Annotated in this window: 21 protein-coding genes and 1 pseudogene; 17 read left to right on the top strand and 5 right to left on the bottom strand. The window is 62.4% G+C overall.

The annotated features are described in order from the left end of the window. Nucleotides 1-323: 323 nt before the first annotated feature. From AC788_RS07455 to AC788_RS07475, 5 genes are read left to right on the top strand one after another with little or no spacing between them, the layout of a single operon-like run. Nucleotides 324-1,991, top strand: a complete 1,668-nt coding sequence (locus tag AC788_RS07455) for an ABC transporter substrate-binding protein (RefSeq protein WP_082223610.1) — start codon at nucleotides 324-326, stop codon at nucleotides 1,989-1,991. After that, a complete protein-coding gene (locus tag AC788_RS07460) occupies nucleotides 1,988-2,980 on the top strand; it encodes an ABC transporter permease (RefSeq protein WP_049860030.1) in 993 nt (330 codons plus the stop codon). The genes AC788_RS07455 and AC788_RS07460 overlap by 4 nt, the downstream gene beginning before the upstream one ends. After that, the gene (locus AC788_RS07465) at nucleotides 2,977-3,840 is read left to right on the top strand and encodes an ABC transporter permease (protein ID WP_049860031.1); all 864 of its coding nucleotides are present in this window, start codon (nucleotides 2,977-2,979) and stop codon (nucleotides 3,838-3,840) included. The genes AC788_RS07460 and AC788_RS07465 overlap by 4 nt, the downstream gene beginning before the upstream one ends. Next, nucleotides 3,837-5,549, top strand: a complete 1,713-nt coding sequence (locus AC788_RS07470; protein WP_049860032.1) for a dipeptide ABC transporter ATP-binding protein — start codon at nucleotides 3,837-3,839, stop codon at nucleotides 5,547-5,549. The genes AC788_RS07465 and AC788_RS07470 overlap by 4 nt, the downstream gene beginning before the upstream one ends. A 46-nt stretch (nucleotides 5,550-5,595) precedes the next feature. After that, nucleotides 5,596-6,816 (top strand): acyl-CoA dehydrogenase family protein, encoded by a 1,221-nt coding sequence (locus tag AC788_RS07475; RefSeq protein WP_049860033.1) that lies wholly within the window; start codon nucleotides 5,596-5,598, stop codon nucleotides 6,814-6,816. 159 nt (nucleotides 6,817-6,975) lie between these two features. Here the strand turns inward: AC788_RS07475 and AC788_RS07480 are convergent, their stop codons facing one another. Further along, the gene (locus AC788_RS07480) at nucleotides 6,976-8,076 is read right to left on the bottom strand and encodes a sigma-54 interaction domain-containing protein (RefSeq protein WP_049860034.1); all 1,101 of its coding nucleotides are present in this window, start codon (nucleotides 8,074-8,076) and stop codon (nucleotides 6,976-6,978) included. A 447-nt stretch (nucleotides 8,077-8,523) separates the two neighbouring features. Between AC788_RS07480 and AC788_RS07485 the strand changes: the two genes are divergently transcribed. The 4 genes from AC788_RS07485 to AC788_RS07500 all read left to right on the top strand — a co-directional run bounded on the left by AC788_RS07485 (nucleotide 8,524) and on the right by AC788_RS07500 (nucleotide 11,230). Further along, entirely contained in the window at nucleotides 8,524-9,336 is an 813-nt protein-coding gene (locus tag AC788_RS07485) for an energy transducer TonB (protein WP_049860035.1), read from the top strand. A gap of 82 nt (nucleotides 9,337-9,418) precedes the next feature. Further along, nucleotides 9,419-10,144 (top strand): MotA/TolQ/ExbB proton channel family protein, encoded by a 726-nt coding sequence (locus AC788_RS07490; RefSeq protein ID WP_049860036.1) that lies wholly within the window; start codon nucleotides 9,419-9,421, stop codon nucleotides 10,142-10,144. 1 nt (nucleotide 10,145) lies between these two features. Then, nucleotides 10,146-10,547 carry an ExbD/TolR family protein gene (locus AC788_RS07495; RefSeq protein ID WP_049860037.1) on the top strand — a complete coding sequence of 134 codons (402 nt, stop codon included), beginning with the start codon at nucleotides 10,146-10,148 and terminating at the stop codon, nucleotides 10,545-10,547. 224 nt (nucleotides 10,548-10,771) lie between these two features. Further along, nucleotides 10,772-11,230, top strand: coding sequence for a metallophosphoesterase family protein (locus AC788_RS07500; RefSeq protein WP_049860038.1), 459 nt, complete (start codon nucleotides 10,772-10,774; stop codon nucleotides 11,228-11,230). A gap of 9 nt (nucleotides 11,231-11,239) precedes the next feature. Here AC788_RS07500 and lldD read toward each other — a convergent pair whose 3' ends face one another. Then, nucleotides 11,240-12,373, bottom strand: coding sequence for an FMN-dependent L-lactate dehydrogenase LldD (gene lldD, locus AC788_RS07505; RefSeq protein WP_049860039.1), 1,134 nt, complete (start codon nucleotides 12,371-12,373; stop codon nucleotides 11,240-11,242). A 256-nt stretch (nucleotides 12,374-12,629) separates the two neighbouring features. Here lldD and uvsE point away from each other — a divergent pair, with 256 nt between their 5' ends. Together uvsE and AC788_RS07515 are read left to right on the top strand one after the other, a co-directional pair. After that, the gene (gene uvsE / locus AC788_RS07510) at nucleotides 12,630-13,649 is read left to right on the top strand and encodes a UV DNA damage repair endonuclease UvsE (RefSeq protein ID WP_049860040.1); all 1,020 of its coding nucleotides are present in this window, start codon (nucleotides 12,630-12,632) and stop codon (nucleotides 13,647-13,649) included. A gap of 148 nt (nucleotides 13,650-13,797) precedes the next feature. Continuing rightward, the gene (locus AC788_RS07515) at nucleotides 13,798-16,155 is read left to right on the top strand and encodes a glycoside hydrolase family 65 protein (protein ID WP_049860041.1); all 2,358 of its coding nucleotides are present in this window, start codon (nucleotides 13,798-13,800) and stop codon (nucleotides 16,153-16,155) included. A 24-nt stretch (nucleotides 16,156-16,179) separates the two neighbouring features. Here AC788_RS07515 and AC788_RS07520 read toward each other — a convergent pair whose 3' ends face one another. Further along, nucleotides 16,180-16,878 (bottom strand): SOS response-associated peptidase, encoded by a 699-nt coding sequence (locus AC788_RS07520; protein ID WP_049860042.1) that lies wholly within the window; start codon nucleotides 16,876-16,878, stop codon nucleotides 16,180-16,182. Nucleotides 16,879-16,973: 95 nt separating this feature from the next. Here AC788_RS07520 and AC788_RS07525 point away from each other — a divergent pair, with 95 nt between their 5' ends. From AC788_RS07525 to AC788_RS07535, 4 genes and pseudogenes are all read left to right on the top strand, one after another. Continuing rightward, nucleotides 16,974-17,402: a LexA family protein gene (locus tag AC788_RS07525; RefSeq protein WP_049860043.1), complete on the top strand. Its 429-nt coding sequence runs from the start codon at nucleotides 16,974-16,976 to the stop codon at nucleotides 17,400-17,402. After that, the gene (umuC, locus tag AC788_RS07530; RefSeq protein ID WP_049860044.1) at nucleotides 17,389-18,666 is read left to right on the top strand and encodes a translesion error-prone DNA polymerase V subunit UmuC; all 1,278 of its coding nucleotides are present in this window, start codon (nucleotides 17,389-17,391) and stop codon (nucleotides 18,664-18,666) included. Before AC788_RS07525 ends, umuC begins: the two co-directional genes overlap by 14 nt. A gap of 167 nt (nucleotides 18,667-18,833) precedes the next feature. Beyond that, nucleotides 18,834-18,974, top strand: a pseudogene (locus tag AC788_RS21275) (Com family DNA-binding transcriptional regulator); the annotation flags it as partial. Nucleotides 18,975-19,137: 163 nt separating this feature from the next. Next, nucleotides 19,138-19,425, top strand: coding sequence for a hypothetical protein (locus AC788_RS07535; RefSeq protein ID WP_049860045.1), 288 nt, complete (start codon nucleotides 19,138-19,140; stop codon nucleotides 19,423-19,425). 91 nt (nucleotides 19,426-19,516) lie between these two features. Here AC788_RS07535 and AC788_RS07540 read toward each other — a convergent pair whose 3' ends face one another. Further along, nucleotides 19,517-20,422 (bottom strand): DMT family transporter, encoded by a 906-nt coding sequence (locus tag AC788_RS07540; protein WP_161804291.1) that lies wholly within the window; start codon nucleotides 20,420-20,422, stop codon nucleotides 19,517-19,519. 298 nt (nucleotides 20,423-20,720) lie between these two features. Beyond that, nucleotides 20,721-22,307, bottom strand: a complete 1,587-nt coding sequence (gene norR / locus AC788_RS07545; RefSeq protein WP_049860047.1) for a nitric oxide reductase transcriptional regulator NorR — start codon at nucleotides 22,305-22,307, stop codon at nucleotides 20,721-20,723. A 124-nt stretch (nucleotides 22,308-22,431) separates the two neighbouring features. On the opposite strand from norR, the gene hmpA reads away from it, so the two are divergent. Both hmpA and AC788_RS07555 read left to right on the top strand, forming a co-directional pair. After that, nucleotides 22,432-23,619 (top strand): NO-inducible flavohemoprotein, encoded by a 1,188-nt coding sequence (hmpA, locus tag AC788_RS07550; RefSeq protein ID WP_049860048.1) that lies wholly within the window; start codon nucleotides 22,432-22,434, stop codon nucleotides 23,617-23,619. A gap of 60 nt (nucleotides 23,620-23,679) precedes the next feature. Next, entirely contained in the window at nucleotides 23,680-24,762 is a 1,083-nt protein-coding gene (locus AC788_RS07555; protein WP_049860049.1) for an NAD(P)H-dependent flavin oxidoreductase, read from the top strand. Nucleotides 24,763-24,793: the final 31 nt, after the last annotated feature.

A 24,793-nucleotide genomic window follows, 5' to 3' on the forward strand; every position in this document is an offset into this window, starting at 1 on the left:
CCAGGTGGAAAGGCCGGGCCCTTCGCGGGCAGAGGGCTCGTCGCCCGCCCTGATCTCACAGGACGAAACTCATCCGCATCACTGTGGGAGCGGGTCTCTGCCCGCGAAGACGGTTTTCGATTCACCGATGAAACCGGATCTGCAACACAGAGACAGCTTCTCCCCGACAACTGTCCGCCAGCCAACACCCCTTCAACAAACTGCCCCGTCAGTCCATCCAGCAAAACCCGCAAAGCCCCGCAACTGCGGGGTGGGGCAGTCGGCATGGCTTGTGCAATCACCCCTTGTGAGCTTCAGCATCGACACAAGGCGCAGCCCGACCCATGCCAGACATTCATCCGCGTTCTTCTGCAACACCCCATGGCGGTATCGCTTGGGCCAGTTTGTTAGCCGTCAGCTTCCTGTTGAGCGGTTGTGACAACCATCCCACCGCTGCGGCACGCACCGATACCCCGGTCAGCGGCGGCACGCTCATCTATGCCACCGACCGCGAACCGACCTGCCTGGACCCACACGTCGCCGGCGACATGCCGCAAGTGTTTCTCGCCCAGCAAGTCCTCGACTCGCTGGTGTCGATGGACGCCGAGGGGCGTATCGGACCTTGGCTGGCCAAAACCTGGGACATTTCGCCCGATGGCCTGACCTACACCTTCCACCTGCGCGATGACGTGCGCTTCACCGACGGCACGCCGTTCAACGCCGCAGCGGTCAAGGCCAACCTCGACCACATGGCCAACCCCAAGACCCAGTCGAGCACCGCGGGCGGCTACATCCGTCAGTACCAACGCACCGATGTGCTCGACACCTACACCGCTCAGGTGCACCTGGCCACACCCTACGCGGCGTTTCTGGAAGTGCTGGCCCAGGGCTTCCTCGGTATCGAATCGCCCCAGGCCCTGCTGCGTCCGCGCGACGTCAACTGCGAAAGCCCGGTCGGCACCGGCCCGTTCAAGGTGGCGCGCTGGGACCGGCAAAGCCAGGTGGTGCTCGAACGCAATCCGCACTACAACTCGGCGCCGCCCACGGCCCAGCATCAGGGGCCTGCGTACCTGGATCGCATCGTCTGGAAGTTCATCCAGGAGCCTTCCGTGCGGTTCGCGTCACTGCAGGCCGGTGAAGTGGACGTGATCGAAGTCCTGCCGCCCGAGTCCCACGAAGCGGCCCGCCGCAACCCGGACCTGCAACTGATCATTGCCCAGCGTCCCGGCAACCCTACCAACGGCACGCTGAATATCCGCCGCGCGCCGTTCAACGATATCAAGGTGCGTGAAGCCTTCGTGCGCAGCGCCGACATCGACGGTGCCTTGAAAAGCGTCTACTTCGGCGAGTTTCCTCGCGCCGGTGGTCCGTTGAGCAAAGCCACCCGCTTCTACAGTCCCGACTTCGAACATGCCCAGGATTACGACCCGGCGCGCGCCGCGCAACTGCTCGACGAGGCCGGCTGGACCGGCCTTGACGAGGAGGGCTATCGCCTCAAGGACGGCAAGCGCCTGCAGGTGACGGTGGTGCTGGGCAATCGCACGCCGCCGTCGGAATTCACCCTGTGGGAGCAGGTGCAGGCCACCACGCGGCAAGCCGGCATCGAGCTGATCATGGAGCAGATGAGCGATGTGCAGGCGACCAAGCGCCAGGCCGATTGGGATTACGACATCCGCGTTGGCTACTGGAACACCAACACCGCCGACGTGCTGCGGATCATCTTCAGCAGCGCGTTCATCCAGCCTGCTGGGGTGGGCGGCTATCACCAGAACACCGCAGGCTTCAGCGATCCGCAGTTCGACGAGCTGGTGCAACAGGCTCTGGCCACCCAAGACCCCAGCCAACGCCAGGCGTTGTACCACCAGGCGCAGGCCGTCGCCTCCAGCCAGTACCTGCAACTGACCACCTACCCGCAAAGCACCCGGCTGGGCATCTACAAGACGACCCAGGGGGTTCGTCTGGAAACCTCGCTGGCGGTGACCTACCTCTATGACGCCTGGGTGAACAAATGACCACGACATCTTTAACCGTTTCTTCCCCGGACCCCCGCCGCCAGCGCTTGATTCGTCTGGGCCGCCGCGCCGCCGTGCGCCTGGGCGGCGGGCTGCTGGTGTTGTGGGCCGTCGCCACGCTGACCTTCTTCGCCCTGCGCCTGCTGCCGGGCGATCCGGTACAGGCCATCCTGGGTGGACCCAGCGGCAACCCGACCCCGGAGACCGTCGCCGAGGTCACCCGCGAGTACGGCCTGGATCGGCCCTTGGCGGTCCAGTACGGGCTGTATCTGGTGCGCCTGGTGCAGGGCGACCTGGGGGTGTCCTATTCCCAGCATATGCCGGTGGCGCGGGTACTGGCCGAGCAGGCCGGGCCGACCCTGGAGCTGACCTTGAGCGCACTGGTGCTGGCCTGGCTGCTGGTGCTGGCCCTGACCGTGTTCACCGCCGGTCGCCGTAGCTGGGTCGGGCGCCTGGCGTCCCTGGCTGAAACCCTGTGCGCGGCCCTTCCGCATTTCTGGCTGGGCATCGTGCTGCTGGCGGTGTTCGCCTTCGGCTTGCGCCTGTTCCCACCGGCGGGCAGCGACGGCTGGCGGACCCTGGTGCTGCCGACGATCGCGCTGGCGGTGCCGCTGGCCGGCTTCATTGGCCAGGTGACCCGCGAATCCCTGGAACTGACCCTGGACCAGCCCTTCGTGCTGACCGCACGCACCCGTGGCCTGAGCGACGCGGCGGTGCGCTTCAGGCACGCACTGCGGCATGCCGTGCTGCCCGGCGTGTCGTTGTCCGGCTGGGCGATCGGCGCGCTGATCAGCGGCGCCGTGGTGATCGAAGTGATCTTTTCCCGCAGGGGCCTGGGCCGTCAGTTGTATCAAGCGGTGCAACTGCAGGACTTGCCACTGACCATCGGCATCAGCCTGGTGGTCGCGGCCGGTTATGTGCTGGCCAACATTCTGGTCGACCTGGTGTACCAGTGGATCGACCCACGGCAGAAGGAAACCCTGGCATGAGCGATCTGATTCTGGAAAGCCCGGCGCTGCCGCTGCGCACTCAACGTCGACCCCGTCGGATCCGTCTGGGTGCGAGCCTGGCCATCGGTTTCCTGACGCTGGTGATCGTGGCCGCGCTGGCACCGCAGCTGTTCGCGCACGGCGACCCGCTGGCCATCGTTCCGCGCGACGCCTTTCATCCGCCCGGCTGGGCGCATTTGTTCGGCACTGACCAGTCCGGTCGCGACATCTACTCACGGGTGATCCACGGCGCGCGCCTGTCGCTGTTCGTCGGTTTGGCGGCGACGGCGCTGGCGATGAGCATTGCCATTGTTCTCGGCCTGCTCGGCGGCCTGGGCGGGCTGCGCACCGACCGCGGTGTGGGCTGGTTGCTGGAAATCCTGTTCGCCTTTCCCAGCCTGGTTCTGGCGTTGCTGTTCGTGGCCATCTTCGGCAGCGGCATCGGTCCGCTGATCATTGCCACCGGCCTGGGCGCCGCGCCGGGGTATGCGCGGATGGTCCGTGGGCAGGTGCTGGCGGTGCGCAACGCTGGTTACATCGAAGCGGCGCGCGCCCTGGGCCACCCGACTCGGCGCATCATCTGGCGACAGCTGCTGCCCAACGCCATGCGCCCGCTGATCGTCACCCTGACCATGGGTGTGGGGCAGGCCATCGTCTGGGCCTCGGCGCTGAGCTTCCTCGGCCTGGGCGCGCGGCCGCCCACGCCGGAGTGGGGCACCATGCTGTCCATGGGCCGCGACTTCATTGCTAACGCCTGGTGGCTGACGTTTTTCCCTGGACTGTTCATCGTACTCACCACCTTGTCGACCACGGTTGCCGGTCGCTATCTGCAACAACGCCTGGAGGGCCGCCTGACATGAGCCACAAGACGCTGATCGTCGAAGGCCTGAGCGTGGACTTCGCCGGGCAAAATGTGGTGCGCAACCTGTCGTTTACTCTGGAACCGGGCAAGACCCTGGCCCTGGTCGGGGAATCCGGCTCGGGCAAGAGCGTCACCGCGCGCAGCCTGATCGGCTTGGCTGGAGAGGGCGCACAGGTGCGGGCACGGCGCCTGCAATACGGTAATCTCGACCTGCTCGCCCTGAGCGACCGCCAGTGGCGTCGAGTGCGCGGCAAGGACATCGGTTTCGTGTTGCAGGATGCCTTGGTTTCGCTTGATCCGCTGCGGCCGGTCGGCAAGGAAATCCTCGAAGTGCTGCAGACCCATGGTTGGGGCGATCGTGCTTCCCGTGCCGCGCGGGTGCTGCAACTGCTGGAACGGGTCGGGGTGCCGGAACCGGCCCTGCGCGCCAGACAACGCTCGGGAGAATTGTCCGGCGGACTGCGTCAGCGCGCGTTGATCGCCAGCGCCCTGGCGCTTGATCCCGGCCTGGTGATCGCCGACGAGCCGACCACCGCATTGGACGCCACCGTGCAAGCGCAGATTCTCGGTGTATTGCAGGCGATCAAGGCCCAGGGCAGTTCGTTGTTGATCATCAGTCACGATCTGGCGGTGGTCGCGCAACTGGCCGACGAGGTGCTGGTGTTGCAGCACGGTGAAGTGGTGGAGCAGGGCAGCATGCACCAGGTGCTGACCGCGCCGCGCCATCCCTACACCCGCAGCCTGCTTGATGCGGTTCCGGCGGAGCATGAGCGCGGTACCCGACTCAGCCCTGGTCAACCTGCCGCCACGCTTGCCCGCGCGCCACGGCTCGATCAGCCCGTGCTGTTGCACGCCCGTGGCCTGGGCAAGCGCTATGTCGGGCCTGACCAGCAGGTGCGCCAGGTGGTCGACGGCGTCGACTTCGAGCTGCGCGCCGGCCAGACCCTGGGCATCGTCGGTGAGTCCGGTTCGGGCAAGACCACCGTGGCGCGCATGGCCTTGGGACTGCTCGAAACGGACGACGGCCAGGTGCGCTTCCTCGATCAACCCTGGAACGGCAGCGCCGACGCACGGGTCGCCGAAAGCCAGCGCCGGGCGCTGCGGCGCGACATCAGCGTGATCTATCAGGACCCGCTCAGTTCGTTCGACCCGCGCTGGAGCGTCGGGCAGATTCTCGCCGATGCGTTGGACGTGGCCGGCGTCGCAGCGCCTGACCAGGCGGCTCGTATTCGTCACTTGCTGCAGCAGGTGCGCTTGCCTGCCGAGCTGGCAACGCGACGGCCCCTGCAACTCTCCGGTGGCCAGCGCCAGCGAGTGGCGATTGCCCGAGCCATTGCCAGCAACCCCAAGGTGATTGTCTGCGACGAGCCGGTATCGGCGTTGGACGTCTCGGTCCAGGCCCAGGTGCTGGACCTGCTCGCCGACCTGCAAGCCGAACTGGGCCTGGCTTACCTGTTCATTTCCCATGACCTGGGCGTCATCCGTCATGTCAGCGACGAGGTGTTGGTGATGCGCCATGGTCAGGTGGTCGAGCATGCGCCGGTCGAGCAGTTGTTCGAGTCGCCGCAGCACCCGTACACCCAACGCCTGCTCGGCGCCGTGCCACGCCTGCCCAGTGCTGGCGTGTCGTTGCGGGCCCCGCCACTGGAGCCGGAAAACGCCGTGCTGCTGTTCGATGAATCCCGCTTGTGGAAGATCGCCATTTGAAGGCGTCGCGCTGCTCCTTCCCTCCATTTCCAGACAGGAACCCGTCATGACTCACGCTGCCACCGTCACGCCTTCCCCTCCACCCGTAGCGCCGCTGAGCGTGGCGCAATTGCTGGCACGTGCCGAGCAGTTGCTGCCGGCCATCGCGGCCGGCGCCGCTGCGCGCGAGCGCGACCGGCAACTGCCGTACGAGGCCGTCGCACAGATCGCCCAAGCGTTGCTCTATACCCTGCGCATCCCCACCCGCTATGGCGGCCCTGGCGGCTCGGTGAAGGACGTCATCGGCCTGCTGGTGCGCATCGCCTCGGTGGACTCCAATGTCGCCCAGGCCTTGCGTCCGGGCTTCGCGTTCATCGAAGGGCTGCTGGTGTCTCGGGCCGAAGGCGCCGAGCAGGAGCGTCAGCTCTGGTTCGCCCGTTACCTGCAAGGAGCGGTGCTGGGCAACGCCGGTTGGGAAGTCGGCGGTGCCAACGGTGCCATCAGCGCCCGCATCGTGCGCGAAGGTGATCACTACCGGGCCAACGGCAGCAAGTTCTACAGCACCGGCTCGCTGTACGCCGACTGGATCAGCGCGGTGGCGCTGGACGAGCACGACCAGCCACTGTCGTTCATCCTGCCCCGCGACCGCGAAGGGCTGGTGCTGCTGGACGATTTCGACGCCATGGGCCAGCGCCTGACCGCCAGTGGCACGACGCGGCTGGACAACGTGCAGGTCTATGCCCACGAGGTGCGCACGCGCACGGTGGAAGAGGGCAAGCGCACACTGGTGACGCCATTCCTGCAGGTGTTCCTGGCGTCGGTGCAGGCCGGAATCGCCCGCAATGCGTTGAACGATGCGGTGGCGTTCGCACGCCATCATGCGCGTCCGATCAAGCACAGCAGCGCCGAGCAGTCGGTGGATGATCCTTATGTGGCGTTGAGCGTGGGCGAGATTTCGGCGCGTGCCTACACCGCGGAGGCGGTGGTGCTCAAGGCTGCCGAAGCGATCGATCGCGCCTGGGCGGCGGGGCTCGATCCGGCAGCGGTGGACGAGGCCGCGATCGAGGTGGCGCAGGCGCAATACATCGCCGCCGAATGCGCGCTCAAGGCGGCGGAACGGGTGTTCGATGTGGGCGGCGCCTCCACGACCGGGCGCGGCCATAACCTGGACCGGCACTGGCGCAACGCCCGCACCGTAGCCAATCACAACCCCCGCGACTGGAAAGCCGCAGCAGTAGGCACCTGGCAGCTCAAAGGCACACCGCCCCCGACCTCCGGGCTTTTTTGAGCGCCTTCACAACCCCCCTGTGGGAGCGAGTCTCTGCCCGCGAAGAATCCACCGCGGTGTTCCTGAACCACTGCAGCGATTTCTTCGCGGGCAGAGACCCGCTCCCACAGGTTCGCGTCTGCCCAGTCATCCACTTATCACACGGTCCCTACAAAACCCTCAGATCGACAAACGGAGAGCCCGCACCTCTGGTTGATCCGTCACCGACCGCCTTTTGTTCACCGCCAGCTCGCCCATCTTGATCAGCCGCGTGCGGGTGACGTTGCGGCTCAGGCCGAGCAGGTTGGCGGTGTGCACCTGGTTGCAATGGCTGAACCGATAGGCCGAACGCAGCAGGGCATCCTCGACCTTCTCGTGCAGGTCGCCGACCTGCTCGTCGAACAGCCGCTGGAACAGCCGATCCAGTGACGCCTCCACCGAATCGTCCACCGCCGGACTGTCATCGGCGCGCTCGATGCGCATGTTCGACAGGCGCAGGTCATCGCGCTCGATCACGCCGTTGCGGCAGATCAGCAAGGTGTGATGAATGACGTTTTCCAGTTCGCGAATGTTGCCCGGCCAGCTGTAGTGGCGCAGCTTGTGCTCGGCGTCGGCCGACAATGTGGCGCGTTCGTAACCCAGGCGTTTGCAGTAAACCTCGAGGAAATGCCGGGTCAGCGGAATGATATCGCCAGGCCGTTCGCGCAGCGGCACCAGTTCCAGACTGACCACATCCAGGCGGTAATAGAGGTCTTCGCGGAAGTGGCCGGCATTGATCGCCTTTTCCAGCAGCACGTTGGTTGCCGCCAGTACCCGCACATTGATCGGAATGCTCTTGCGCGAACCCAGGCGCACCACTTCACGCTCTTGCAGCACGCGCAGCAGCTTGACCTGAATGGGCATCGGCAGGTCGCCGATCTCATCGAGAAACAAGGTCCCGCCGTTGGCCTCCTCGAACCACCCGGCCTTTGCCGCCAGGGCACCGGTAAATGCGCCTTTTTCGTGGCCGAACAACTCGGCTTCCACCAGCGACTCGGAAAACGCACCGCAGTTGACGGCCACGAACGGCTTGTTGCGTCTTGCGCTGAGGTTGTGGATATGGCGCGCGACCAACTCCTTGCCGGTGCCGGTTTCGCCGATGATCAACACACTGGCTTCGCTGGGCGCGACCTGTTCGAGATGGGCCAGCAACGCCTTGGATTTCGGGTCTTCGAACACCTGGGCAGTGGCACGGATGGAGGTGGCGAGGGCGGGCGATGGGGGAAGTGTCAAAAGCTGCATGGCGGCGCCTTCAAGGTGCGGATAAAAAGAAAGGGATCGAGCGGTAAAACACGGAATGAAGGCGATACTAATGGATATAAAAAACGATCGTTAAATACCTTATGAGCATTAGCTTATGTCGTGTCGCGCAATGAGCATGCGCTGCGCATCGCCATTGATCCACCGTCCGCTGCATGATGTGAAAACTGCAACCCGATCATTTGATTGAAGAAAATCGCGATGCTTAGGCCCGTTCAGTGTTGCCTGAGCAACAGTCAAGTTGGCCAAGTGTTCATAGGCCAACAGCAATTACAAACCAGCCGATCCGTCAGTGTGCCTTATGCCGGATTGAAAGCTTGGAATAACAAACAATTACTTTTCGAACTAGCGGAGTTTGAACATCATTCGCCCGCCGAAGAGGCCGATTGGACTCGCTTCTTCACGATCACCCGTCAACAGGAGCAACTGATGAACAACCTCAAGGCCGCCCTGGAGGTGCGGTGGCATCCGGTACCCGGCGAATTGCTCGACCTGGGCCGGGTGTTCCGCGAACCCTTGGGCGAGCTGCGCCTGCAACGTGCGCCCAAGCGCATCCTCGGCCGCCGCGAGGCGGCATTGCTGGGCGTGTTCGCGCTGGTACTGCATGGTGCGGTGATCTACTGGATCAGTCAGACGCCAACACCGGTACTGCCCACAGTGCCGCCAGAAATTCCACCCATGACGATCGAATTTTCCCAGCCTGCGCCACCGCCGGTGGTAGAGACGCCACCGCCGCCGCCCGAGCCGGTCGCGCCGGTTGTCGAACCGCCACCGCCTGTCGAGGATGAACTGGCGGCCAAGCCAGCACCACCACCACCGCCCAAGCCAAAGCCTCAGCCTGTGGTCAAGAAGCCGGTACCCAAGCCGGTGGCCAAACCGGTTGTGCAACCGCCTGCACCGCAGCAACCCGTGGCCGCACCGACGCCGCCTGCACCTGCGGCACCACCTGCGCCGCAACCGCTGACACCGGCTTCGGCCAATGCCGGCTACCTGCACAATCCGGCGCCCGAATATCCCGCCCTGGCCATGCGTCGCAACTGGGAAGGGACCGTGCTGTTGCGGGTTCACGTGCTGGCCAGCGGCAAGCCCAGCGAAATCCAGGTGCAGACCAGCAGCGGTCGCAGTCAGCTCGATGACGCGGCACTGGCAGCGGTGAAGCGCTGGAGCTTCGTTCCGGCCAAACGGGGTGCCGACCCGGTCGATGGCTGGGTCAGCGTACCGATCGATTTCAAATTGCGCTGATCGACTTTTTTGCTGCATGAAGCGGGCTACCTGACAAAAGGCGCATCGCACCACCCAACGCCTTGCTACAGAGAGCCTCACCATGAATCTTCTGACAGAATCTCCCTTCACCTCCGTCGAGCACTCGGTCATCTGGCTGCTCATCCTGTTTTCCGTCGCCACCTGGGGGCTGGCATTGCTCAAGAGCCTGCAGTTCGCTCGGCTCAAGGGCCAGGATCGCAAGTTTCACAAGCAGTTCTGGGCGGCATCGAGCCTGGATTCGGCGGCCCATCTGGCTCAGGAACAACCCGGTGCAGCGGCTCGGGTCGCGCAGTCGGGCTACGCGGCCATCCAGGTCAACGAGCAGGCGCAAACCGACCTGAGCCAGTCGATCAATCATCAGGATCGCCTCGAGCGCGCCCTGCGCCAGCAGATCGTACGTGAGCGGCGCTCGTTGGAAACGGGCCTGGCGGTGCTGGCCAGTATCGGCAGTACCTCGCCGTTCATCGGCCTGTTCGGGACGGTCTGGGGGATCATGTCGGCGCTCAAGGGCATCAGCGCGGCCGGCTCGGCGAGCCTGGAGACAGTGGCGGGCCCCATAGGCGCGGCGCTGGTGGCCACTGGCGTGGGGATCGCCGTCGCGGTGCCAGCGGTGCTGGTCTACAACTATTTCCTGCGTCGCCTGAAACTGACCGCCGCCGACCTCGACGATTTCGCCCATGACTTCTACAGCCTGGCGCAGAAGCATTCCTTCCGCGTGCTGCAACATCCGGCCCTGACTCGCAGCGGTGCTGCGGCTTCGGGCCACAAAGTGAAGGAGGCGTCCTGACATGGCCTTTTCCACTCAAGACACGGACGAGGTGCTCAGCGAGATCAACGTGACGCCTTTGGTAGACGTCATGCTGGTGCTGTTGGTGGTGTTCATCGTCACCGCGCCGTTGCTGACCAATTCGATCCCGATCAACCTGCCCAAGACCGAAGCGGTGGCGCCTGCCGAACAGAAGGACCCGCTGGTGGTGAGCATCGACGGGCAGGGCAAACTGTTCATCAACAAGGACGAAATCCAGCCGGACCTGCTCCAGACCAACCTGCAGACCGCCAGGCAGAAAGACCCCGATGTGCGCGTACAACTGCAGGCCGACGACGGCGTCAACTATGGCGAAGTGGCCAGGGCCATGGCCTCCATCGAAAAGGCAGGCATCACCAAACTGGCGGTGATCACCGCCAAGTAGGGCTATCGCCGTGCGCCTGATGCACGGCAGCATCTATTCGCGCCCACTGACCGCTCCTACAGAGGTACTGGATTCCCTGTAGGAGCGGTCATTGGCCGCGAAGGGCTCACCGCGCATTCGGCAGCGTCGCTATGAGGGTTGTGCCGCCAACGAAGGGGCTTCGTTGGAACCTGCGCGGGTGGCCTGCAGTCCAGATCTGCACGACGCACACAGGGAACCACGCCGTGAAAGTAGGCATCATTTCCGACACCCATGGCCTGCTGCGGCCCGAGGCCGTGGCAGCGCTGCAGGGTTGTGAACGGCTCATTCATGCTGGCGACATCGGCAAGGGTGACATCGTCCAGCACCTGGCTGCCATCGCTCCGGTCCAGGTCGTTTCGGGCAATAACGATGTCGGCATGCCATGGGCCGATTCGGTGGCGGATGTGCTGCATTTCGACCTCGAGGGCTGGCCCACCTTGCTTATTCACGACATGGCCGACGTACCCGCCGCATTGCGCGGCGACCCCCGCCTGGTCATTACTGGCCATTCGCACAAGCCGCTGATCCAATGGCGGGGCGAGGGCCTGTACCACAACCCCCGCAGCGCCGGCCGCCGCCCCTTCAAGCTGCCGGTCACCCTGGTCGTGCTCGACGTGCAACCCCACGCCCTGCAACCGCAGCTGATCGACCTGCTGCCCTGAACCGAATGCTCAACGCCCCAGCGAATCCGAGCCGATCTCGGCAATGGATTTGGCCCCGGTCAACACCATGGCCACGCGCATTTCCTTTTCGATCAGATTCAGCAGATTGCTCACGCCCGCACCGCCAGCCACCGCCAGGGCATAGATGAAGGCGCGGCCCAGCAAAACCGTATCGGCGCCCAGCGCAATCATGCGCACCACATCCAGCCCGCTGCGGATACCCGAGTCGGCCAGTATCGCCAGATCGCCCTTCACCGCATCGGCGATTGCAGGCAGGGCTCGGGCGCTGGACAGCACGCCGTCGAGCTGGCGTCCGCCGTGGTTGGACACGACGATGCCATCGGCACCGAAACTCACGGCATCGCGGGCGTCCTCGGGGTCGAGAATGCCCTTGATGATCATCGGTCCATCCCAGAATTCGCGGATCCACTCCAGGTCCTTCCAGGAAATCGACGGATCGAAATTGCTGCCCAGCCAGCCAATGTAGTCGGCAAGCCCGGTGGGGTTGCCACGGTAGGTAGAGATATTGCCCAAATCGTGCGGCCGGCCGTGCAGACCCACATCCCAGGCCCAGGCCGGGTGCGTCACCGCTTGCCACATGCGCCGCATCGGCCCGTTGGCGCCGCTCATGCCCGAGTGCGCATCCCGGTAGCGTGCCCCGGGCACCGGCATGTCGACGGTGAAGACCAGCGTCTTCACCCCGGCGGCGCGAGCACGCTCCAGGGCGCTCTTCATGAAACCGCGATCCTTGAGCACGTACAGCTGAAACCACATCGGCCGGGAAATGGCTGGGGCGACTTCCTCGATCGGGCAGACCGACACCGTTGACAGCGTGAACGGAATACCCTTGGCATCCGCTGCCTTGGCCGCCTGCACTTCGCCACGACGGGCAAACATGCCACACAGACCGATCGGCGCGAGCGCCACCGGCATGGCCAGGGTTTCACCGAACAACTGCGTTTCCAGACTCAACTCGGACATGTTGCGCAGCACCCGCTGACGCAGGGCGATATCGGCCAAGTCGCTGACGTTGCGCTTGAGCGTGTGTTCAGCGTAAGCGCCACCGTCGATGTAATGGAACAGAAAGGGCGGCAGGCGACGTTGCGCGGCGGCGCGGTAGTCGGTGGAAGCGGAAATGATCATGGGCGCGTCATCCCCCGCACAGGGAGGGCAGGCTGGGCCACAGGTGTCATTGGCATGGTTCGGGTTCCCCGATTGTTGTTGGAGGTCTGCCAGCAGCGAATCTAAATTGGTATGACCAATTTACAATCTGTTGGCTACAGATTAAGAGCGGCGCAGGGCGTCTGTCAATTTGCCCGCCTGCGGGGATGTTCGGCGAGAGGAATAGACACCGCAGTGGTCTATCGGCTACCTACCTGAACACCAGGCCTTCACACCCATGAACACCCCTCGCATCGGCTTCGCCTGCCAATACCGACATTCGATTCGCGCCCTGACCCTGGCCGAACTGAAGCTCATCGAAGGCGCCTACAACCCGCGAACCACCACCCTGCGCTGGATGAACAGCGTCGCCACCCAAGTGGCCCACGAGAAACTTCAGGAAGTGATCACCCACAACCTGCAAGCACAGCTGCAATTGCTCGATTACGTGGCGCAGCTGCCCGAAGCCCTACGCATGCTGCGCCTGAGCAGCGACCTGCTGCCGTTCTACAGCCATCCGCAGGTGGCAGCGTTCTACCAGCAGCCCGAACGTCAGGCCTGGCTGGCCGAGCGTTTCGCGCAGATGGGCGATCGCGCGCGCAGTGCCGGTATTCGCCTGTCTTTCCACCCCGGTCAGTTCTGCGTGCTGGGCTCGGACAAACCCCCGGTGGTGGAAAACAGCCTGGCGGAATTCGAGTACCACGCCGACATGATCCGCATGATGGGCTACGGCGTGCAGTTCCAGGATTTCAAGTGCAACGTGCACATCGCCGGTCGCCTCGGTGCAGAAGGCATCCGCGCCATCTGGCCGCGTTTGTCGGAGGTGGCGCGCCGCTGCATCACCTTCGAGAACGAAGAGAAAACCTACGGCGTCGACGACTGCCTGCAACTGGCCGACCTGGCACCGGTGGTGCTGGATATCCACCACTGCTGGATCAACGAGAACGACTACATCGCCGTGGACGATCCCCGCGTGGATCGCATCATTGACAGTTGGCGGGGCGTGCGGCCGGTCATGCATTACTCGCAGCCTCAGGAGCGCCTTCAGGAACTGGGCTTCACCGCCGAGCAGAAGCTGGAGATGGAGACGTTGCTGCAGGTCGTCTCCAAGCGTGACCTCTATGGCCACAGCGAACTGATGTGGAACCACTGGACCAACCGCTACGCCCTGCAGTTTCTCGAGCGCTTCGACATCATGTTCGAAGCCAAGCACAAGAATCAGGCGACCCTGGCGTTCTACCAGAGTTACATGCTGTAACCACTGCGCACCCCCCAAGAGGCCGAACCCAGAGCGGTGGCATGGGTCTGCATTGATGACTATCGACGCCTGCACACTCGAGGAATCCTTGCATGACGCCCACGCCGGTTACCGCTGTTTCCCTGTTGCACGCCCGTGGACCACGCCGATGACGGATCGAGCGACCCACTCACTGGCCTTCGACCATTTCGAACTCGACGACGAGCAGCGCCGCGAAGCGCTGTTCACCTTGGCCAACGGAGTGATCTCGTGGCGCGCATGTTCGCCCGAAGCCTGCGCCGTGCCGCGTCCAGAGGGGCATTACCCCGGCCTCTACCGTGCAGGCTGGTACGACGATGCCGCGCGCCAGGTCAACGGCACCACGACCCATATTGCGGCCTTGGTCAATCTGCCCGACCCCTTTGGCCTGACCTTTTCGCTGAACGAGCAGCCATGGTTCGAGCTTGCCGAAGACACCCTGCGCAGCTATCACCAGCACGTCGACATGCAGCGCGGTGTACTGACCCGTCGGTTGTCGTTGCTGCTGGGCGGGACACCGGTCGAGCTGGTAGAGACCCGCTTCGTCAGCCTGGCCAATGCGCAACTGGCGGTGCTGCGCTGGGAGCTGCACGCGCAGACACCGCTGACTGGCCTTCGCGTGCGTGCGACGCTGGACAACAGCCGCGGCAACTACCTGATCGAGCGCGACCGCGACTACGAAGGCCGACGCCTGCGCAGCCATCGCTGGGAGCACCTGCCCGACGGCCGGGCAGGGGTGGTGGCGACCCTGGAGGACCCATCGCGCAAGGTGGCGGTGGCGGTGCAGACCGTAGCGCCGTGCCAGTGGCAGGGTCAGGTGGTGGACGATCGCCTGGTGCAGGAGGGTACGGTGGAGTGGCCCGAGCAAGGCCCGCTGGTGCTGGAAAAGCGCGTCATCGTGCAGGTCGATGACGAATTCCATGGGTTGTCCAGCAGCATGGCGGCATTGCCCGACGCCCCCTATGCAGCGTTACTGACCGCCCACCAACAGGCGTGGCAAGACACCTGGGAATACGGACGCATCCGCGTGGCCGATCCGGCAGTGGATCATCCGCTGCAGTTCGCCGGATGGCATATCCAGCAAACGGTTTCGCCGTTGAGCATCGGCCGTGACCTGGGCTTTCCGGCGCGCGGCTGGCAGGAAGGCTATTTCGGCCAAGTGTTCTGGGACGAATTATTCGCCTTTCCACTGTTCGCCACACACCGTCCGGAACTGGCCAGTTCACTGCTCGACTACCGCCACACACGCCTGCCGGCCGCGCGGCGTCGAGCGGCCCGATTGGGCTACGGCGGTGCCATGTTTCCCTGGCGCAGCGCCCACGACGGCGAAGAGCAGACCCAGCCGTTCCAGTACTACCCGCTTTCCGGTCACTGGGTGCCCGACCCTACACACTTGCAGCGCCACATCGGCTCGGCCGTGGCCTACGACGCCTGGACGCTCTACCTGGCGACCGGCGACGAGCAGCAACTGGCCGGCAAGATCGGTGATCTGATCATCGAAGTCGCGCGTTACTGGGCCAGCGTGGCCCGCTATGACGAGTCTCGGCAACGCTATGTCATCGAAGGTGTGATCGGCCCCGACGAGTACCACAACGCTTACCCCCATGCCGAGCAACCGGGCCTGGACAACAACGCCTACACCAACCTGATGGCCGTCTGGACCCTGTGCCGCGCGCTGGACGTGCTACAGCGGTTGCCCACCGTCCTGCGCGAGGACCTCGTCGAGCGCCTGGCGCTGCGCCCCGACGAGGCATCGCACTGGGAGCATGTCAGCCGCAACATGTTCCTGCCGTTCACCGCCGATGGCGTGCTCGACCAGTTCGAAGGCTTCGACAGGCTGCAGCCCGCGCCGGACGAGTGGAAGCGCGAAGACAATCCGCGCCTGGACTGGATGCTCGAAGCCCAGGGCGATCACTGCGACCACTATCAGGTGAGCAAGCAGGCCGACACCCTGATGCTGTTCTACCTGCTGTCACAGGATCAGTTGCAGGCGCTGTTCGACCGCTTACGCTACCCATTCGACAGCGACATCGCCCGGCGGACCATGGACTATCACCTGGGCCACGTCTTCCACGAATCCAGCCTGTCGAAAACGGTCTGCGCCGGTGCGCTGGCCCACACCGACAGCGACGCTTCGTGGACGTACTACCAGCATTGCCTGCGCACGGATCTGGACGCCAAGTCCGACAGCGGAGTCCGCGAGGGCGTGCACCTGGCGGCGATGTCCGGCGCGCTGGACGTGATGCAGCGGCATTACCTGGGCGTGTGTCCGGCGGTGGAAGGGTTGCGGGTGTTCCCGGCACCACCGCCCGGCTTGGGCGACGTCAGTCTCGCTGTGCAGTTTCACGGGCAGTGGGTGGACGTGACGCGGGTCGATGAAGTGATCACCGTGCACCTGCGGGCGCTGTCGACCCAGGCGATTACTTTGATTCACGCGCTGGGCACGGAACAACTCGAACCCGGTTCGTCGGTCAACCTTATCGGCTGAGTTCAGCGGGCGGCGAATACGGCTTCAGGACGCCTCATCGATCGGCGCAATCAGCTCGGCACCCTGATTGCGCACATTGCCAACCGCCTTGCCCACCGCATGCCATCGAAAGTCGGCCACCGGCCGGCCTTCGTGCTGGGCGATCTCGATACTGCGCTCGGCACTCAGGTCGGCTTCCAGCCACTCCTGTGCCTGCTCCGGCGCCAGCACTACCGGGCGGCGGTCGTGGATGTCGACCATGCCTTCATTGCTGGCATCGGTGATGATCACGAAACCATCGCCTTCACCGGGCTCAAGCCCCGGCGTGACCTGGGCGAGGGCGGCGAAGAACATCGGCTTGTCGTCCGCAAGATGAATGAACCAGGGTTGTTTCTTCTTCGGATCATCGGCGTCCTTGACCCACTCATACCAGCCGTTGGCGGGTATCAGCACGCGGCCGTTGGGCCACAGCTGCTTGAAGAACTTTCCGGTCGCGACCGTCTCGACCCGCGCGTTGATCGGGGCAGGGCGTTTGCCCTGGGCCCAGAACGGCGCCCAGCCCCACTTCACCGAATCGATCGACAAGCCCTGCTCGGTGCCCTGCAACACCATGGCCCGCTGCGTCGGCGCGATGTTGTAGCGCGCCTGCGGCTGCGGGTCGACATAACTGATGACCTGCTGACGCGGGGCCAATTCACGCAGATAGACGTTCATCGCTTCGTACATCGAGTAGCGACCACACATGGTGTTCTCCGTCAGATTGTCGCGGTCTGTTGTTGACCTCCAAGGTCGTACAAAGTTAACTGTATATTCGTACAGTATCAATACCAGGCAATCCCATGATCACTATTCTTGGCCCGCTCGCTCCGGGCAGCACCGCGCATCCGCTGTATTCATTCAAGGTCCCGGCCGGTTTTCCTTCGCCCGCCGCCGACCATATGGAACAGCGCATTTCGCTGGATGAACTGCTGGAGATCCGCGCACCGCATATCTACCTGGTGCGCATCCAGGGCGACAGCATGCAGGGCGCGGGGATCTTCTGCGGCGACCTGGTGATCGTGGACCGCTCCATCGAGGCCGAACATGGCCATGTCGTCATTGCTGCGGTGAACAGCGAACCCATGTGCAAGCGCCTGCACAAGCGCGGTCGCGAGGTCATCCTCAAGTCGGCCAACCGCGAGTACCCGCCGCGCTACATCATGGAAGGCGACGAGATGTTGATCTGGGGCGTGGTGACCTTCAGCGTACGTGCCCATGAAAAGGAATGAACCGGTCTTCGCGCTGATCGACTGCAACAGCTTCTATGCCAGTTGCGAACGGGTGTTTCGCCCGGATCTGGCCAGGACGCCGATCGTGGTGCTGTCCAACAACGATGGCTGCGTGATTGCCCGATCGGCCGAGGCCAAGGCGCTGGTGAAGATGGCGTCGCCGTATTTCCAGATCAAGGACCTGCTGCGCCAGCACGGCATCGTGGCTTTTTCCTCCAACTACGCGCTGTACGGTGACATCAGCGAACGGGTGATGTGCATCATCGAGTCCATGGTGCCCGCCCTGGAGGTCTACAGCATCGACGAAGCGTTCGCCGACCTCACCGGCATGCACCAGGACCTGGACGCACTGGGCCGCGACATTCGCGAACAGGTCTACCGGCGCACCGGCATACCGGTGGGGGTAGGGATTGCCGGCACCAAGACCTTGGCCAAACTGGCCAACCATGCCGCGAAGAAGTGGCACAAACAGCTGGGCGGGGTGCTGGACCTGCGCGAAGCCGGCCGCCGCGATCGCCTGTTGAAGGTCACCCCGGTGAGCGACGTCTGGGGCATTGGCCGCAAGATGAGCGCACACCTGCAGGGCATGAACATCGCCACCGCCTGGGACTTGAGCTGCGCCGATCCGGCCTTGTTGCGCAGCCGCTTCAGCGTGGTGATCGAAAAGACCGCCCGCGAACTGGGCGGCACACCGTGCCTGGAACTTGAAGACCCCGATCCGCCCAAGCAGGAAATCTGCTGCAGCCGAATGTTCGGCAAGCGCCTGACCGAAATCGCCCCGATCCGCGAGGCGGTGGCCAGCTATGTGATGCGGGCCTCGGAGAAGCTGCGTGCGCAACGTTCGCTGTGTCGGCAGCTGCGTGTGAGCATCCGCACCGGCATGCTCAACCCTCTGGAAGCCAAGTACGCCAACGGCGTGGTGGTACAACTGCCGTACCCCACCGACGATGTGCGCCTGTTGACCAAGGCAGCGGTGCAGGGCCTGGAATTCATCTTTCGCAGCGGCTTCACCTACAGCAAGGCCGAAATACTCCTGCTGGGCCTGTGCCAGCGCGGCGAGTTCACCGACGACTTGTTCGCCAGCGCCCAACCGGCCACCGCCGAACGCCTGATGCAGGTGCTCGACGCGGTCAACGGTCGCTGGGGCAGGGGGACTTTGCGTCCGGCGGCTGTGCCGACCAACCCGGACTGGGGCATGCGTCGGGAGATGATGAGCCAGAGTTATACGACGCAGATCGAGCAGTTGTGGACGGTCAGGGGGTGAGCGTTCCGCTGTCGGGGTTGAGCATGGGCACATCCTCATCGGCACGATGAACAGCCAACCCATGTGCAGGCAACAACACAAACGTTGACCCACAACCAGGGACGAAAAGCGACGCGTCATGTCGGGATTAGACAACGCCTGGTTGTGGCTATCTATTCCTGCGATCCACACAGCTCCAGATCAAGTGCTCTCGATGTGGAGCGCTGAATCATGTGAGGGCCTTGAACTCCGAGCTATCGCCTCTGCGCGACATGCAAGCGAAATCATATCTGACGGTGGATGGCAATTTGACGGGTATTGCACGTTGAAGCCAGATGCATATGATGCAGACCATAGCAACCGAACGTACATGCAGGAAAAGCTCACCGATTTCCTTAGGTTTTGGGGCGATAGATTTGGGTGCAACAACTACCTGATCGTCATAGAAGGTAGTCAGGAAATCAGTTTCAGTGGTCGAAAATAAGGAGCCCTATGCGCCAAGGTATCTTCATCGGTGCTGCATTGCTAGCAGCATTAGCTGGCTGTGATGATAGCGGCGATATGTTTTGCCCTGACAAAGGTCAAGATTTTTTTGATCAGTCCGTCAAGGCTTACTTCACAAAACACCCACCTGTAGAAGGCATTGAGAACGTCAAAGTTCTGTCAGGTGCCACTTACGACACTGCGACCAATTGGTGGGTGGTCCCTGTAGACGTAGGCGAGGATAAGTGGAACGCGCTATTGAGCTGTGACGGGCATTTGGAGCTGTCTGGTCGATAGTCATTCTAAACCATGGTGTTTGATGGTACCCGCCTGAGAGCGCCTGTACTTGGATTTTAGTGCGGTATCTGCTGTGGCCAGCTTCTAGCCTTTATGGGTGGAGGCTTCTTGAAACCCATGCAGGCCGCACTATATTCACGATCAACGCACTGGCAAGAATGAGGGCAAAGCCAATGATTGTGCTGGCTGAAGGTTTTTCACCAAAATAGGTCATGGCCAACACAACAGAAATGACAGGTGAAAATAAAGTCGCGTAGCTTGCGTATTCGGCGCTCTGAAGTTTGATCAGGTAGAACCAGATATAAAAAACGATCGCGCCCCCAACGATGCCCATAAACAGAATCGCCGCAGCAGCAGATAACGACAAGCTTCCAGGAAACGCCACGATTTCGGTGGGCCAATCTAGAAATAGCGGGGACACTAGGAAGGTGCAAAAGCAACCGAAGGTGACCTGCCAGAATACTTTGACCCGAAAATCTATATCAGTCTTCAATCGCTGGGCGATGAGGGAGCCGATCGACCAGGAGACGGCGCTTGACAGGATGATCAAGTGGCTTGAAGAAAATTCAAGTTTTCCGATAATCAACCAGATGCCTATTGAGCAGAACGTCAGTGAAGCAATGGAAAAACCATCGAGTTTACGATTGAGTATCATCGCAAAAAAAGAGGTAAAGCAAGGCATTGTATAGATTAGGGAAGTGGAGTCGGAAATGCTTAGGTGCTCCAGTGCTATATTGTTTAAAACCGGAACGAGAAAAACATTTGGAATTGCGATAATGAAAAGCTTTAGATAAAGCATGGCGTCTAAGGTGGTGCTGAGGGCATTCACAGGTTTCCAAAATACGGCGTAGAGGAAAAGAACACTGATAAAAGCGCATGCCAATCGGAATGGCCAAGCGCCCAAGGCCTGAACACCAATCTTTGAAACCGGCAAGCCAGCGCCCCAGATCAGCGCCATGACAGCTATAAGGAACACACTTTTTTGAAAGGGCGACATTATCTGATTAACCATAACGAGCAATGAGGGCGATCCGGTTTTGAGCCAGGGGCGCCGTTACCATTGAAGAAAGTTGCTGATTTTTTGCTGCGTTGGTGTTTATAGGGTACTAGCGGGCGATTCGTTTTTTTTGTTTTGCATCGAGTTGTTTCTTCAGGCTCCAGGATCGGTTCTCGTTTTTTACTAAATCTTTGATTTGACGAGGAAGTCCTGTCAAGTTCAGTCATTGCACAGCAGTAGCATGAGTTCGCGATAGCTCGCTCGATGCTCAGCAATGAGCACGGATTGAAGCTTGTGCCTACACACGCTGAACCCTGACACCAAGCCGTGCCGCAAGCCTTGCCAGATTGGCTCGGTCCAGGCCAAGGCTCCTGGCGGCGGCAGTGACATTGCCTCGATGCTGGATCAATGCGCCTTCCAGAAGCTCTCTCTTGTAATCATCCACGGCGGCCTTGTAGTCGACAGGCGCAGACCGAGTGGGGTCGGGCGACTCAGGGAGTTCTGCTTTGAGTGTTGTCGTCGCAGCCGGCAGGTCGAAGTCGTCTGCCATCAGGACGAGCATGTCTTTACGGGCTGAACCTGAAACCCGCTTTTTCGCCTTCAGCACGGCCCTGGCGATCTGGTGTTCCAACTCGCGAACATTGCCAGGCCACGCGTAGTGACCGAGCGCCTGTTTGGCGGGGGCGGCGAACCTGACCGGGGGCAGTGCCATGCGGTACCGGTTTTCTTCGGCGAACGCGCCGGCCAATAGAAGAATATCCTCCTTGCGCTCTCGCAGCGGCGGCACGCGCAGCGGATACACGGTCAGGCGATGATAGAGGTCGGCGCGAAAGCGGCCGGTCCGAACTTCTTCAGCCAGGTCTCGGTTGCTCGCGGCCAGCAGCCGGATATCGACCACATGGGAACGGTCGGACCCTACGCGCTGTACATCACCGCCTTGCAGCACCCGGAGCAGCTTGGCCTGCACCGACAGCGGCAGCTCGCCGATCTCGTCGAGGAACAGCGTACCCCCACTGGCCATCTCGAATTTGCCCAGGCGATTCTCGACGGCGCCTGAGAACGCGCCTTTGACGTGCCCGAACAGTTCGCTTTCAACAAGGTGTTCCGGCAAGGCGGCGCAGTTGACGCTGATCATCGGCTTGTCGGCGCGGTGAGAGTGGCTGTGGAGCCGACGCGCCACCAGCTCTTTGCCAACCCCCGTTTCACCGGTAATGAGAACGGTCAGTTCACTGGGCGCCACCAGGTCGATTTCCCCCAGCAACTGTTTGAATGCCTCGCTGGTGCCGATCATGCGCTGAGGCCCGCCCTGGTGGGCCAGTCGGTAGGCATCGGCGCGCTTGCGTTCACCCTCGAGGGCGCGCATCAATTGGTCGAAATGCCCGGCGGCCACCACGGTGGCGGCAGCCAGGCGCGCGAACGTTTCCACTGTCTGCAGATCGTCTGCGGAGAATTGACCCACCTTCAACGCGTCCAGGGTCAGAACACCCCAGATCTTTTCGTTGATGCGCAGGGCGCAGCCCATGCAGTCGTGCACCGGCAACGCGCTGGCGCCGATAAGGCCATCGTAGGGGTCCGGATAAGGGCAGTCGGGCGGAAAAAGTATCGCGCCCGGTGCCTCGATGAGGGCTTTCAAGCGTGGGTGGCTGTCCACCGGGTACCGTCGGGCCAGGGCATCGACCGCCAGTCCACGGGCGGCTTCGGGGATCAGCACGTGATCGTCAAGACGCAGAATGGCCACGGCATCGGTCGGCACCAGCTCCCGTAGCGCATCGAGCACACGCTGGTAACGATGTTCTGCGCTGATCTCGGCCGTGAGGTCACCCAGCAGGGGCAGAAGCGCCTGAAGCGCCCGTGATGACTGAGTCGAAATGACCTTATCTTTCATGTCTGAGTCTTTTTAACCGAGTCGAAACGACTCTTGAAAACCAATGGTAGCCTGATTTCATTGGGGTTTTTTGATGGCATGACGGTTGCTATGACGATATCACTAATCTGCATCCGGAGTTCACATGCTCACTCACGCTCAGCGCGATATCATCAAGGCAACCATCCCGCTCCTGGAAACGGGGGGTGAGGCATTGGCGACCCATTTCTACACCATCATGCTGGACGGCCATCCAGAGGTTAGACCGTTGTTCAACCAGGCGCATCAGGCGAGCGGGTCTCAGCCTCGGGCGCTGGCCAACGGCGTGCTGATGTATGCCCGCAATATCGACCGCCTGGAAAACCTGGGACCGCTGGCAAGCCAGATCGTCAACAAGCACGTCGCGCTGCAAATCCTTCCGGAGCACTACCCGATCGTGGGTGCCTGCCTGTTGCGCGCGATTCGTGAAGTCCTGGGTGAAAACATCGCCACCGATGAAGTGATAGCCGCTTGGGGGGCAGCCTATCAACAGCTCGCCGACCTGCTGATCGGTGCCGAAGAACAGGTGTACGAAAGCGTTGCCGCAGCACCGGGCGGGTGGCGCGGTGGGCGCTTGTTCCGGGTCGCCTGCAAAGTGCCTGAAAGCAGTGAGATCACGTCGTTCTACCTGGAGCCGGTCGATGGCAAACCGGTCATCGCGCACAAACCGGGGCAATACATCAGCCTGCGTCTGAACATCGAGGGGACCGAGTACCGTCGCAGTTACTCGCTGTCGGCGCCATCCTCAGGGGTGGGACTGCGCATCAGTGTGAAGCGCGAGCCCACTGGTGTGGTCTCCAGTTATCTGCACGACCAGGTCATCGCCGGATCGGTGCTCGAGCTGTTTCCACCCTCGGGCAACTTCACGCTGGCTGAAGGTACCAAGCCATTGGTGCTGATCAGCGGCGGGGTGGGCATCACGCCGACGATCGCCATGGCCGAGACCGCGCTGCAGGCAGGTGAGCGTCCAGTCGTCTTCATCCACTACGCAAGAAATGCCCAGGCTCAAGCGTTCAAGGACTTGCTTTGCGAGTGGTCGCAACGCTTTCCGCAATTCAAGGCCTACATCGTATATAACCAAGCCAGTGCCGACTCAGCAGCACAGCCCGATGCTGTCGGCATGCCTTCGATAGAGCAGCTGCAACAATGGATGCCCGCAGGCCGAGACGTCGAAGCCTATTTTCTGGGCCCCAAGCCGTTCATGGCGTTCATGAAGCGCAGCCTGCATGAAATGGGCGTGCCGGACGGCCAGGCGCATTATGAGTTTTTCGGACCAGCAGAAGAGCTGGCCTAGTACGGGTCAGGTCAGGTTGGATCGCGAACCCGCACGACCAATCGAGAGGAGGGATAAGAAATGCCAAAACCCGACAGGCTGTCCGAGTGGGGGATAACGCACCCTATCATTCAAGCGCCCATGGTAGGTGTCTCGACGCCGCAATTGGCAGCGGCTGTTTCCAACGCTGGCGCATTGGGCTCCATCGGTCTGGGCGCCAGTACGCCAGAACAGGGGCGTGAGCTGATTTGGCAGACCAGGGCGCTGACGGGCAACCCCTTCAACGTCAATATGTTCTGCCATCGCCCTGCGGTGTTCGATCACGCCAGAAACGAAGCGTGGCTGAAGTATCTTGCGAGTTTGTTTGCCGAGTTCGAGGGTGTACCGCCAACGGTCCTGAAGGAAATCTACAAAAGCTTTGTCGACGACCGCGCCATGCTTGACATGCTCGTCGAAGAGAAGCCCGCTGTCGTCAGCTTTCATTTCGGCGCGCCGCCTGCGCAGTGGATCGAAGAACTCAAGTCGGCGGGCATCTACACCATGGGTTGTGCAACCACGTTGTCCGAAGCCCGGCAGCTTGAGCAGGCAGGGGTTCAGGCGATCGTTGCGCAGGGCTATGAAGCCGGCGGGCATCGCGGCGTGTTCGATGATGCGTTCGGTAAAGACCAGCAGATGGGGCTGTTTGCGCTGTTGCGCATTATCATTGCGGCGGTGGATCTTCCAGTCATTGCTGCAGGCGGGATCATGGAGGGGGCTGGAATCAATGCAGCGATGATGCTTGGCGCCAGCGCCTGTCAGTTGGGAACGGCGTTCATCCTGTGCCCGGAGTCCTGTGCAACGCCAGCGCATCGAGAAGCGTTGAAAGGTCCTAAGGCCCATCAGACCCGGGTGACCAGCTACCTATCCGGCCGCCCGGCCCGGGGCATTCCGAATCGCCTGTACCTGGAGTCCGGGGCCGACAGGGTTCCTCTGCCAGCCGAGTATCCGCTGGCCTACGACGCTGCCAAAGCCTTGCATGGGGCGGCCAGCGCCAAGGGCTGCCACGACTTTGCTGCACAATGGGCGGGGCAGGGTGCGCCGCTGGCCAGGGAGCTACCTGCACAGAGGCTTGTGCAGGTGCTTGTCGAAGAAATGCAGGCCGCCTCTCGCTTCAGTCACTCATGAAAAAACCGGGCAAGTGCCCGGTTCTTTCATT

The sequence above is a fragment of the Pseudomonas sp. RIT-PI-a genome (assembly GCF_001187875.1).
Lineage (GTDB): Bacteria > Pseudomonadota > Gammaproteobacteria > Pseudomonadales > Pseudomonadaceae > Aquipseudomonas > Aquipseudomonas coleopterorum.